Below are 12918 nucleotides of genomic sequence, written 5' to 3' on the forward strand. Positions count from 1 at the left end.
ACATAACCTACATGAGCACCGGAAAAACAAGCCAACGAAGAGATGCGCAGCTTATCATTTGGTGCATTTTTGAACATCCTCTAATAGCGTTTCTAGTTTAACCCCTCGTGAAGCTTTGAGTAATACAATCGTGTCTTCGGTTAGATGACCCTTTAATTCTTGAAGTAGGTCATCCTTCTTATAAAAGTGTTTTGCAAGAGTCGGTAGCTTGCGACTATGTAGTTCCTCTGTAATTTCTTTTGCGTCATTTCCTAATGTAAATACAACATCTATCTCGTTTGTAATTACGTTCGCCACTTCTCGATGGAATTGCTTGGACTCTTTCCCTAGCTCATACATATCCCCTAATATAACAATCTTATTTTTAAAGGAATGCATATTTGCAACAACCTCAATGGATGCCTTCATAGAGGTTGGCGAAGCATTATAGGCATCATTAATAATCGTTGATCCATTTATTCCTTGCACGATTTCAAATCGCATTCCAGACAACGATAATGTTCTTAAAGCCTGTTTAATCTTATCGAGTGGAACATTGAGTAAATTACCAAGCGTTATGGCGTATGTAGCATTTTTTGCATGATGTTTCCCTAGTAATTTCAATTCGTACCGTTCTTCACCGTTTATCGAAAATGTCGTAGCTTCAGTGGTCATGAAAACGTCGTGCACAACAATGGTATTTGACGATGAAAAACCACAACTAATGACTTTTTCTTTACGATGAAGTGGCTTCAATAGTGCTTCGTCTCCGTCTAAGAGAAGGAAGCCATTTTTGCTCATTCCTGCAAGAATCTCTGACTTTGCTTGTGCAATCCCTTCTCTAGAACCTAAATATTCAATGTGTGATTCTCCTATATTTGTAATCACACCATAATCAGGCTCAGCAATCAAGGACAATTGTTCAATTTCACCAAAATGGCTCATTCCCATTTCTAAAACCAGTATTTCTGTAGTTCCATCCATAGACAAGATCGTTAAAGGCAGTCCAATATGGTTATTCAAATTCCCTTGCGTTTTATGGACTTTATACTGTGACTCTAGAACACCTGCAACAAGATCTTTCGTTGTTGTCTTTCCATTGGAACCAGTAATTCCAATTACGATCGGATTCACCTTTTTACGATACCAATAGGAAAGGCGCTGTAGAGCTACAAGTGGATCGTCTACAAGGAACACAGGAAAATCTGTAGGAAGAAAAGCAGGAATATCTTTATCTTTCTGCCATAAACAAGCCACTGCACCATTGTTAAATGCTTGTTTAATAAATGAGTGCCCGTCAAATGACTCTCCAATAAGTGGAACAAACAATGATTTTCTCGACTGTTTCCGGCTATCTGTAACGACCTCCGAAATGGAGATCGAATCGTGCACAGCACCTTGATGTTCTGGAAAAAGTTCTTCTATTTCTCTTGTTGAAAATAGCATCATTTATTTCTCCTTATTTAGTATTTCCAAAATTGCTTGAACAGTTACCTTCCGATCGTCAAATTCAATCGTTTCATCACCAATAATTTGATAGGTTTCATGACCCTTACCTGCAATTAGTACAATGTCGTTCTTTTTTGCATTTTTAAGGCTATCATAGATTGCCTGTTTTCGATCGGGAATCACCTTATATGTGTCACTGGTTAAATCTGCCGTCATATCCTGTAGAATACGGATAGGATCCTCTGTACGCGGATTATCTGAGGTAAATATAGCCTGATCAGCATATCGCATGGCAACTTGCGCCATTTTAGGGCGTTTCGTTCGATCCCGATCTCCACCACAACCAATAACTACTGAAACATTTCCTTTTGCGATTGACTGAACGGTCTTTAACACGTTTTCAAGCGAATCAGGAGTATGAGCGTAATCAACAACTACACCAAAGGGTTGCCCTACATCTACTGGCTCGAACCTGCCTCTCACACCAGTTGTTTTTTCAAAAGCTGATTTGATCGATTGTAATGGGACATGATCACATAGTGCAGCTGCAGCAGAAGCGAGCATATTATACACACTAAATTCACCCATTAGTTTGCTCACAATTTCAATGTTTCCTTTAGGAGTGACAAGTGTAAATCTCGATCCTTTTGCATCAAGTTGGATGTCTTTTGCAATTACGTCTGCTTTATGATGGATTCCATATGTTACAACATGCTGCGCAGTACTTTTTATTAAAACCTTACTACTGGAATCATCTGCATTTAAAATAGCAAACTTTGGTTTGTCTCGATTATAAGTGTTGCCTAGCATGGAAAACAGAAGGCTCTTCGCTCTAAGGTAGTCATCCATATTCTTATGATAATCTAAATGATCTTGTGATAAATTGGTAAAGATACTAATATCAAAGTCGCAGCCATATACTCGACCTAAATCGAGTGCATGGGATGAAACCTCCATAATAGTCGTCTTCACATCTTCTTCAACCATTTGGTAAAAACTTTTTTGCAAAAATAATGCATCAGGGGTTGTGTTTTTTACAGAAAAAACGTTTTCCCCTATTTTCATTTGAATGGTACCAATCATCCCTGTTTTCACCTGTTGTTCGCGAAAAATCGCTTCTAGCAAGTAAGAAACCGTTGTTTTACCATTCGTACCGGTTATGCCAATCAAAGACAAATTCTTTGTTGGACTTTTATAGAAGGCATCAGCAAGAATGGCTAAAGCTCTTGTAGTATCCGACACTAGAATTACTGGAACGGAAACGTTTAGTTCTCTTTCTGCAATAATTGCAACTGCTCCGTTAGCTTCAGCCTGTTTCGCAAAGTCATGCCCATCAACCGTGTAACCTTCTATGCACATAAATAGATGTCCTGGTTGTACTGCTCTTGAATCCATTTCTATCCCAGTGATCTCTATTTCATCAATGGAGGAAGTTGCTTCATACCAATGCAAGGCATGAATAAGGTCGATTAGCTTCACTAGTTAACACACCCTAACTTTACATGAACCCTGTATGCTACCATATATCTATTCCGACATGAGGGTACGTAGATTGGATTTGATCTTTGCCTAGAACATTTTTAAAGTCCGCACTCAAAAAGGAAAAGACCATGTATATTATAACAGAAGTTACCTTACATCTCGATTAAGAATGAAATTAATTTTGTTTCGGCTTACTTTCGGATAAATAAATACGTACCTTCTTTCCTTGACCAATTTTTACCCCCGGATCTGGAGATTGGTCAATAATATATTCCCCTGAACCACTTGTTTCAACAGAAAGATTCACTTGATAATTTACTAAATCTGATTTTTCCTTCCCGATTAAATCGGGCACTTCCACGAGTGGCTGTTCTGTCCACTTATACTCTTTTTGCAAACCATCTGTTCGCTTTTCAACCCCAAGTGCACGTAAGCTGTCATCCATAATATTCCCAACAATCGGTGCTACTACTACCCCACCAAACTGAACCGTTTCTTTCGGATTATCGATTGCAACGTATACAACTAATTCTGGATCATCTGCAGGAGCAAATCCGATAAAGGAAAGAATATAGTTATTTTTCATGTAGCTACCATCTTTCCCTACCTTTTGTGCAGTACCTGTTTTTCCACCTACACGGTAACCTTCGACATACGCTCCACGTCCTGTTCCTTTTGCAACAACACTTTCTAAAGCATTTCGTATTTCTTTAGAAGTACTTTCAGAAATCACTCTTCGTTTTAGTTCAGGCTGTACTTTTTTCGTGATTTCACCTGTTCTTGGATTAATAAATTCTTTGGCGATAAATGGCTCATATAAATAACCACCATTAACAGCTGCTGATACAGCCATTACTTGTTGGATCGGTGTGACAGATACACCTTGGCCAAATGCAGTTGTCGCAAGCTCAACTGGTCCGATATTTTCTGGTTTAAATAGTATTCCTTTACCCTCACCTTGCAAATCAATTCCAGTTTTCTTCCCAAAACCGAAATTTTCGATGTAAGAGAACAACTTCTCTTTTCCTAGCTTCTCTCCTAATGCGACAAAACCTGGGTTACACGAATTTTGAACAACCTCTAAATACGTTTGAAGTCCATGCCCACCACTCTTCCAGCAATGAAGTGTAGCACCCTCTACCTTAATGGATCCATCATCATTATATGTATCCTCGTTTAAATCTACCGCTTTTTCCTCTAATGCAGCTGCAAGGGTAATAATTTTAAACGTCGAACCTGGTTCATAGGTACTCCAAATCGGCAAATTCCGGCTATAAACATCTGAATCTACTTCTTGATAATTTGCTGGATTGAAAGAAGGTCTCGTCGACATGCCTACCACACCACCAGTATCTGGGTCTACTGCAATCGCTAATGCTCCATCAGGGTTATATTTAGAAACAGCTATGTCTAATTCTCTTTCTATTATTGTCTGCACTTTTGAATCAATCGTTAATTTTAAATCATTTCCATCTTTTGGAGGTGTATAGACATCGGCAATCTTTGGCATTCGCTGTTCTTTTGCATCTGAGAAAAAGGAAAGACTCCCTTCTTCCCCGCTTAACATCTCATCATAATAAAGCTCTAATCCCATTAACCCTTGGTTATCTATCCCAGTAAACCCTAATACTTGTGATAAAAATGTACCATTTGGGTAATAACGCTTTGAATCCTCCGCTATATAGACCCCGTCCAAATTCAAATTACTAATTGCATCTGCTTGTTCTTCTGAAATCTTTATTCCCTCAGGGCGGATTTCTTCAATATTAGCTTTTTTCGTAACATGCTTATAAGCTTTATCAACAGGCATGTCTAATATTTTAGCTAATTGCTCTGCCACTTTTTGTGGATTTTTAATTTGTTTAGGCACAACCATAACAGAGGGGGCAGAAACGTTTCCCACTAGAATCTCACCATTTTTATCCATTATTCTCCCTCGTTCTGGCTCAAATATGATATCACGACTCCTTGATTCCTTTGCTTGGTCTACCAGCATATCGCCTATTACAAATTGTACATAGCCTAGCCGTACATCCATAATGGCAAACATTAAAATTGCCAATAGAAAAACAGTGACTAATCGTTTTCTCATGGTTACGTTGGATACTCGTCGTTTCATCGTACATCTCCTTACTTTAGAAAGGTATGCTTGTATCCACTATATGAAAATAAGAAAACGATTAGAACACTGCTTGTACGAACGCGATAGGTTCAAACTAGTTAGTTTTCTGGTGTGCGATCATTTTGATTTATGTCTTGTTTTTCGCCATCCTTTAATTCTGATGGAAAAGCGGGTGGGGAGAACTCTACGGCCAAATTACTTTCATCTTCCAAAGACGCCCCACTTTTTATGCTCTGTTGTACTCCATACCCATTTCCCTTGGTTTCTATATTTAGCTGAAACAGGCTACCAAGGCGTAACACATCTCTAACGGACCAACCAGTTATATCAGGCATTTTCGGTTTATCCGATACGAGTAGTACACGTTCACCAGGTAATATAGTAGAGCCGACTTTTGGGCTAATTCTTTTAATTGTACCGCCGTTTCCAATCACAACAGGGTTCCCACCAAGATCAATTATTTTTTTCTGAGCATCACGGACGGGAAGCCCAACAACATCCGTGATTTCAGCGGCATTGATTTCTTCTTGATTATCCTGGTCAGGTTCAATATTCAAGTAATGTAAACCGTTTTCCATTACATTTTTAAAGATGAATGACACAGGCGCTGAACCAGATTCGGTTGGATCCAATTTTGGTTGCTTAACGGAAACGTACATGATCAACTCAGGGTCTTCCTTTGGAGCCATTCCTAAAAATGAAAAAATATAATTTTCTTTTCCTGTCATGTAGTTTCTTGTTTTTGAATCCGGTATTTCAGCGGTTCCTGTTTTTCCTGCAACCGTGTAATCTGTTAACTTATAGGACTGTCCAGTACCAACATCAGAGGTTATTACTGTTTCTAACACGTCGATGACTCGTCCAGCTGTTTCAGGTGAAATCGGGGCGCCAACAACCTCCGAATTGTTTTCCTGTAAAACATCCCCTGATTGAGAGTCGATTACTTTTGATACAACGTAGGGGCGCATCATTTTCCCTTTATTTGCTATTGCTGATGCCGCCATCATTTGTTGGATTGGGGTAACGGTTGAACCTTGTCCAAAGGCTGTTGTTACTTTTTCAACTGGATAATTATATAGAATCTTTCCGGAAACTTCACCAGGCAAATCGATTCCAGTCGGTTGGTCAAAACGAAATGCCTTTAAATAATCGAGAAAGGTTTCTGTGCCAAGCTCTTCCCAAGCTAATTTAGCTGCTGCCACATTAGAAGATCTTTGAATGCCTTCTTTGAATGATATTGTCCCCCAATCTTGTTGCCAATCGTTGATCGTAACACCATTCATTTGTTCATTTGTATAAGAGCCTGACTTATACATTTTATTTGGATCCCATACCCCCTCTTCTATCGCAGATGCTAATGTAAATATTTTCATCGTCGAGCCTGGTTCAAATGGAGTTGAAATGGCATCGTTGTACCAATTTTCCACCTCACCCATGTTGTTCGGGTTGTAGCTAGGTCTGTTGCTCATTGCTAAGACTTCGCCTGTTTTTGGATTCATTACAATCGCGGTCATTCGTGAAGGTTCGTATTGCTCTTGTACCTGGGACATGGAATTCTCAAGTAACGTTTGGATCTTTTGGTCGATCGTTAAATAGATGTCATCACCATTCTCTGGTTCCTTCACGATTTCTTTCGGATTTAATAATTTCACATTAAACAAATCCCGTTGGTAAGAAATATTTCCTTGCTTCCCAGTTAACACCTCGTTCATTTGCTTTTCGATCCCAGTAACACCAGATATGTTTCCATTTTCCTTTTGTGCAAGTCCGATAACCCTAGAAGCAAATGTACCATTAGGATAACCACGAATAGATTCTTTTTTGAACTGAATTCCAGGTAAATTAAGTTTATCAATTTCTTCCTTTGTACTCTGGGATAGCTCTCTTCCACTCTTACCAAATTCGACCTGGAATTGCCCTTGGTCGATTCCTTTTTGTATTCGATTTTCTATTTCATTGGTGTCCATATCTAATATCGGTGCTAGTGCTTCTGCGGTACTGGATGGATCCTTCACATGCATCGGGGAATCTGGATTCGTCGTATACGATTCATCTACAATAGCAAAAAGACGGTACGTAGCCCGATCATACGCTAGGGTCATGCCGTTACGGTCAAGAATTTGTCCCCGTTTAGCCTCCAGTGTATATGAGGTCGTCCGTTGTTCGTCCGCCCACTTATTTAATGAAACCCCTTGTACTTTGCCTGTACCTTGAATAAATAAAAAACGTCCAGAAATAATTAAAAAGATTGCAACAAAGCCGATCATTAATACGGATGACATGAAATGGGTTGTGTTATTTTTTTTCATGCCCGATCTCCACCCTTGCTAATTGGAAATTTTATTCGCTTGTTTTACTTTTGCATTTTGAATCTTTAATCCATTTTCTTTAGCAATTTTAATAATTCGATCTGGATTACTCAATTCCTTCACTTTATATTCTAATGATTCGTTCTGCACTCTTTGCTTATTGACGGACTCCTGTAAATTCTGTACATCTCTATTTAATGCATCGGCAGAAGATGCAAAAGAAACTACAAAAATGAGTACAACGAGTATTATACCACCAAATAGTGCATAAAGAGCTTTTTCACCTGGCGTTATCCAACGTTTTTTATTAACTTTAACCTTAGCTTGACGCTCTGGTTCAGGATAGTAACTCGGACGTGGCTGCTGTTGCCAGCTTCTCGCAGTATTTGCACTCATATCTTACTCCACCCTTCTTCGTATTGATAATCGCTCGTCCATGGCTTCGTTTTTTCTATAATTCTTAATTTAGCGGAACGGGAGCGGCGATTCTTTTCTAATTCATCTTCACTTGGTACGATTGGCTTTTTCGTTATTAATTGAAACGGAGCTTGATGTTCCTCTGGGATGACTGGTATATTTTTAGGAAGTGGTGGTACTGTACTCCACTTTTTAAATGCCTGCTTACACAACCGATCTTCTAGGGAATGGAACGTTATAACGGAAATACGACCACCAATTCCTACGATCTCAGCCGCTTGATGAAGGGCATCATAAAAAGCGTTTAATTCATCATTCACACCAATTCGAATAGCTTGGAATATCCTTTTTGCTGGATGTCCACCCTTTCTTCTTGCAGGAGCTGGAATTCCCTCCTTTATCAACTCAACAAGCTCAAATGTTGTTTTGATAGGAGCTTCTTTGCGCTTTTCTTCTATTTTTCTTGTTATTTGCTTGGAAAACTTTTCTTCTCCGTATCGAAAAAAAAGTTTTACTAGTTTTTCATACGGCCATTCATTGACAATCTGAAATGCAGAAATTTCTTGTGATTGATTCATCCTCATATCTAATGGGGCATCATACTGATAGCTAAAGCCTCTTTCCTTTTGGTCTAACTGTGGAGAAGATACCCCTAAATCAAACAGAATTCCATCTACGTCTGTTATGTTTAAGTCGTGTATTTCCTTTTTAAGCTCACGAAAATTTTGATGAACATAATAGATGGTATCCTGATAGGACTCTAATCTTTTTTTTGCTGCCTCTAATGCATGATTGTCTTGATCAAAAGCAATTAACGTACCTTCTGATCCAAGCTGGCGGACAATTGCCTCGGCATGACCACCTGCCCCTAACGTACAATCTATGTATGTTCCATTTGGCTTAATCTGTAAACCTTCGATTGCCTCTTCACGTAACACGCTATAATGTTCAAACACCTTTTCACCTGCTTTACATTGATATTGAATATTGCGTGTTTAACCCATATTTCATCCAGAACTAGATATCAAAGTCCAGCATATTCTCCGCAATCTCAGAGAAAGACTCCTCAGATTGTTCAAAATATGTTTCCCATTCACTGCTTGCCCAGAACTCAATCCGATTTGAGACACCAATCACAACACAATCTTTGTCTAAAACTGCATATTTCCTAAGTGGTGCTGGAATATTTATTCTTCCCTGTTTATCTACTTCGCATTCGACCGCACCTGAAAAAAAGAAACGGGTAAATGCGCGGGCATCTTTTTTTGTTAATGGGAGCTTTTTTAATTTTTCTTCGAGTATGTGCCATTCGTTCATGGGATAGGCGAATAAGCATTGATCAAGACCACGGGTCAAAACAAATGTATCTCCAAGTCCGTCGCGAAACTTGGCAGGTACTATTATTCGGCCTTTTGTATCGATCGTATGTTGGAATTCTCCCATGAACATTGAGTCCGCCCCCCACTTTCTGTTTTCATGTTACCACATTCCCCCACAATCCACCACCTATTTTTTAAAATTTAGGTCTAAGGTCGAGTATTAACGCATAGCAGTCATTGTAGTGCGCAAAAAACACCTGTCTGATCCTTTACTAGACAGGTGTTTTTGATAATAGTTCGTATTTTTTAATAAAAGTGGAGGGATGTGGAGGTGCGATTGATCACAGATAAACAATAAAATGTTTTGCTTCTTCATTATAGGTTCGTTTGGTTAATTCTTGTATAAAGGAAGGGCCATATTCGTTGATAAAGGCCAATATATTCCACGTTCTTTCCTGTAACCCATTCCTAGGGTGCAGCATCGTTTCGATGGTATCAAATTTAACAAGCTGATCTTTCACCCTTTCCTGCACTGCATCCATCAAGCGTTTTTCTAAATAGTCAATGTCACGCATGAGATAGGAAATGTTCTTTTCTGCCAGCTCGCCTAAATCGGGCCGAATGTCCTTTGCAACTTCACGTAATGGCTGGTGACTGTCGCATAGTATTTGTTTGAATTGTTCTATCATCGTTTGAATTGGTGGTGAAGTTTGTGCACTTAGCCAACTCATTTTTTTTGCAAGAACCCCATTGTTAATTGCGCTTTCTGGTTGAATCGACAAGTTTTCTAACTGCTTTGAAACTCCTCGACTCATAAACGTAAGTGAAATCCTTGGAACAACTGGCGGCATCTTTAAACCGATACATGCAAATGCAGGCTTTAATACCGACCAATAACTAATTTCCCCTGGGCCAGCAACAAAAGCAATGGTGGGAAAAAGAAGCTCTTGCATTAATGGTCTAGTTACGACATTATTACTTAACAGTTCGGGCTTTTCTGACGCTATATGTAACAATTCCTCCGTGGTGAATGTACACTCTTTTTGTTTTCCCTCCCATTCCCCTTTTTCTGTCCGTTTTAATAAAATTCTTTCCCCATCTTTATGATAAAAAAGGTGGGCATCTGTCTCCTCAATATCAAGTGGAATGCCGAATCCATTTTGGCTTTGTGCCTGTAATGCCTGGTATACACCTTTACTCATTACTTCTTGATTTTCAATGATTGTTTTAAAATGATCCCGCTCTAGCTTTCGAATAGAATGATCTCCCGAGTCGATTAGCACGACACCTTCCTCGTGAAACAACTGGTGAACCAAGCGAGCAAAAAAATCGACGTACGTTTCTGCATCCTGAATGATCTGTTGGATCGACATATACAGGTCGTATGTGTATTCTGTTTCGCCAAGTTGATTAAATATGTTTGCAACCCACTTGTTCGCATAACTTTTGTCCATAATCAAATGTGATGCAGACATTTTTTCTGTAACTCGATGACCAATTCTTTCTTTTTTCATCCCGTGTACGTCTTCCGTAAAAATATGATTAATCTCCTCGAAGTCATGATCTTCACCCGCAATCCAAAAAACGGGAACAACTGGAACTCCTAATTTTTCCTGTTTTTGCTTTGCCAGCGTAACAATCGAAATAATTTTGTTGATCGTATATGTAGGGCCCGTCAACAAACCCGCCTGCTGACCACCTATTACAACAACACTGTTTGAATCTGTTAGGCGCTGTAATTGTTCAAAGGTCTTCGTAGGAGCATTCCATTTTTTGTTCATGTCAATCAGAACATCAACTAGTTGGTTTCGATTAAAGTCTTTTTCCATTAGATCTTTTAACCTTAACCAATCGGTTTCATCCTGGAAAGGGGAATAATCAAATTGATCCATCATTACTTTGTTATGATTTCGATATGCTGTTAAAGTTGGATTCTCTTTTTCTAACTTTATTTGTTCGATTTGCATCGATTTCATTGACTCCTTTTAGAGGATGTTCAAAAAGTCACCAAATGATAAGCGACGCACCTGCTTGCCCACGACGGGCTGATCCGGCGTTTTGACACAGGACGTGTCAGACGTTAGCTGGGCTTCTAATTTGTCGACTTTTTGAACACGCACTTTTATTGAATACTCATCCGTGTATAAATAAGTATGTATTCTATTTATACTACCTTTTCCATGTATTTTACCTAAAACGAAGCAGGAATTCACTTGTTCTGTTTATCATCTTAACAAACACACACTTCAACCTTCCTTCCAACCCCACTCGATCGCTTTAATACTTTGAAAAACAAAAGAAGTAGTTGGAAGTTCTTGGTTCAACCTAAGTAAATATCCAGATATTCCGTCAATCTCCGTTTTTCTTCTTTCTTTTACATCCTTTAACATCGACGATTCATTCTCACTTGTATTCAATATAATCGATTTGACACGTTCCCACTGCCGCTGCCCGGACAGACCAAGTGCCTTTGTCGCTTCCTCGCACAAAGTACGTGCTACATCATGTAGATAGGGATTGTCCACTATCATCCCATTTTTCACTTGGAATAAAGCCGTGATTGGATTAATCACGGCATTGACAACCAACTTTTCTGCAAGCATCGTATACCAGTCGTCAGCTTTAACAAATGGAAATGCATCTATATGAAGGCTTTGTATAAGTTCATCGATGAAGCCGTTTTTACCAGTGAAATGAGCTAAACGGATAGCTCCTGCACCTGTATGCTCTACCGTTAAATCGTCCTTTTTGAATGATCCGTGTTCTACAATTCCTAAAACAATTGGTTGACGCAATGATCTCGATTTTATATAGTCAACATGGCTCATTCCATTCTGTAAAAATACAAGGGAACCCTTTATCTTTGTTACATCCATTGCTGACAGAACTTCATTTATATCATATTGCTTAACACATATAAAGTATAACGCTTCTTCCGCCACTTCCGATAATAGTCGAGCTTTTACGGGAATCACATTGTTTGATGGAAGGAGCGTTATCCCATTTTGATTGATGGCATTTTTTTGTTCATCACGACGCACATAAAAGGTGACCTGATGATGTTCCATAGCTAACCAGGAACCAACAAGTAATCCAACTGAGCCAGCTCCTACAATTCCAATGTTCAATCTATATTCCTCCATTCCATTTATCTAGAAAAAACACTTCCTTCAACCGTTCATTCATGAACATTTTGAAGACGGATGACAAGTTCATTTCATTCTTACTATTTTTATATTATAATAAGATTGAGAGAGAGAACAGGAAGGGGCTTTAAAATGGAAAACATAAAAGTTGAACGGTTGTTAGTTAATTATAAAACACTTGAAAAGTTTAAAAAGTTCAAGGAATATGGTAATCAAGAGTTGTCGATGTTAGAAGACTTGCAAAGTAACATTGTGGAAAACGACAGTGAATCTCCGTTTTTTGGAATTTATTATGGAAACGCTCTAGCCGCAAGAATGAGCCTATATAAAGTGAAGGCAAAGTATGACAAATACTTTGAACCTCCACAAGATTATTTGGAGTTATGGAAACTGGAAGTATTGCCTGATTACAGAGGAAACAATTATGGTAAGGCCCTAGTTGATTTCGCAAAAAGCTATAACCTACCGATCAAAACAAACCCTCGTATTAATTCTCACGGTTTTTGGGAGAAGATGGGCTTTCAAAAAGCAAAATACGAAATGGAAAGAGACTTTGGTCAAAACCCGATGATTTGGGCACCAGAAGGAATTAGCGAAAAAAATATTATTACTGAAAAATGATAGAGGTTGTTCGAATTGAACACGCGCCTATAGTGTCTAACCAAAATATTCCCTTGTCTATTAAGCAAGGGAAT

10 protein-coding genes are annotated in these 12918 nt (G+C 38.8%); 1 reads left to right on the forward strand and 9 read right to left on the reverse strand.

The window, feature by feature from the left end; genetic code table 11:
* Positions 1-54: 54 nt before the first annotated feature.
* From NC797_RS04120 to NC797_RS04160, 9 genes are all read right to left on the reverse strand, one after another.
* Entirely contained in the window at positions 55-1428 is a 1374-nt protein-coding gene (locus NC797_RS04120; protein ID WP_334313183.1) for a UDP-N-acetylmuramoyl-tripeptide--D-alanyl-D-alanine ligase, read from the reverse strand.
* Positions 1429-2907 (reverse strand): UDP-N-acetylmuramoyl-L-alanyl-D-glutamate--2,6-diaminopimelate ligase, encoded by a 1479-nt coding sequence (locus NC797_RS04125; protein ID WP_272435439.1) that lies wholly within the window; start codon positions 2905-2907, stop codon positions 1429-1431.
* A 178-nt stretch (positions 2908-3085) separates the two neighbouring features.
* Positions 3086-5029 carry a stage V sporulation protein D gene (locus NC797_RS04130; RefSeq protein ID WP_272435440.1) on the reverse strand — a complete coding sequence of 648 codons (1944 nt, stop codon included), beginning with the start codon at positions 5027-5029 and terminating at the stop codon, positions 3086-3088.
* Between the two features lie 101 nt (positions 5030-5130).
* A complete protein-coding gene (locus NC797_RS04135; RefSeq protein WP_272435441.1) occupies positions 5131-7341 on the reverse strand; it encodes a penicillin-binding protein in 2211 nt (736 codons plus the stop codon).
* Positions 7342-7359: 18 nt separating this feature from the next.
* The gene (ftsL, locus tag NC797_RS04140; protein WP_272435442.1) at positions 7360-7737 is read right to left on the reverse strand and encodes a cell division protein FtsL; all 378 of its coding nucleotides are present in this window, start codon (positions 7735-7737) and stop codon (positions 7360-7362) included.
* Positions 7734-8714: a 16S rRNA (cytosine(1402)-N(4))-methyltransferase RsmH gene (gene rsmH / locus NC797_RS04145; RefSeq protein WP_272435443.1), complete on the reverse strand. Its 981-nt coding sequence runs from the start codon at positions 8712-8714 to the stop codon at positions 7734-7736. Before rsmH ends, ftsL begins: the two co-directional genes overlap by 4 nt.
* A gap of 61 nt (positions 8715-8775) precedes the next feature.
* Entirely contained in the window at positions 8776-9207 is a 432-nt protein-coding gene (gene mraZ / locus NC797_RS04150; protein WP_272435444.1) for a division/cell wall cluster transcriptional repressor MraZ, read from the reverse strand.
* Positions 9208-9418: 211 nt separating this feature from the next.
* Entirely contained in the window at positions 9419-11044 is a 1626-nt protein-coding gene (gene bshC, locus NC797_RS04155) for a bacillithiol biosynthesis cysteine-adding enzyme BshC (RefSeq protein WP_272435445.1), read from the reverse strand.
* Positions 11045-11323: 279 nt separating this feature from the next.
* Positions 11324-12205, reverse strand: coding sequence for a 2-dehydropantoate 2-reductase (locus tag NC797_RS04160; RefSeq protein WP_272435446.1), 882 nt, complete (start codon positions 12203-12205; stop codon positions 11324-11326).
* Positions 12206-12355: 150 nt separating this feature from the next.
* On the opposite strand from NC797_RS04160, the gene NC797_RS04165 reads away from it, so the two are divergent.
* Entirely contained in the window at positions 12356-12844 is a 489-nt protein-coding gene (locus NC797_RS04165) for an N-acetyltransferase (RefSeq protein WP_272435447.1), read from the forward strand.
* Positions 12845-12918 lie beyond the last annotated feature (74 nt).

The organism is Terrihalobacillus insolitus, assembly GCF_028416575.1.
Lineage (GTDB): Bacteria > Bacillota > Bacilli > Bacillales > Amphibacillaceae > Terrihalobacillus > Terrihalobacillus insolitus.

What these genes read in the sequence shown, in the direction of transcription:
- NC797_RS04120 (WP_334313183.1), bottom strand. Translation starts at nt 1,428, where the DNA reads ATGATGCTATTTTCAACAAGAGAAATAGAAGAACTTTTTCCAGAACAT.
- NC797_RS04130 (WP_272435440.1), bottom strand. Translation starts at nt 5,029, where the DNA reads ATGAAACGACGAGTATCCAACGTAACCATGAGAAAACGATTAGTCACT.
- NC797_RS04135 (WP_272435441.1), bottom strand. Translation starts at nt 7,341, where the DNA reads ATGAAAAAAAATAACACAACCCATTTCATGTCATCCGTATTAATGATC.
- ftsL (WP_272435442.1), bottom strand. Translation starts at nt 7,737, where the DNA reads ATGAGTGCAAATACTGCGAGAAGCTGGCAACAGCAGCCACGTCCGAGT.
- mraZ (WP_272435444.1), bottom strand. Translation starts at nt 9,207, where the DNA reads ATGTTCATGGGAGAATTCCAACATACGATCGATACAAAAGGCCGAATA.
- bshC (WP_272435445.1), bottom strand. Translation starts at nt 11,044, where the DNA reads ATGCAAATCGAACAAATAAAGTTAGAAAAAGAGAATCCAACTTTAACA.
- NC797_RS04165 (WP_272435447.1), top strand. Translation starts at nt 12,356, where the DNA reads ATGGAAAACATAAAAGTTGAACGGTTGTTAGTTAATTATAAAACACTT.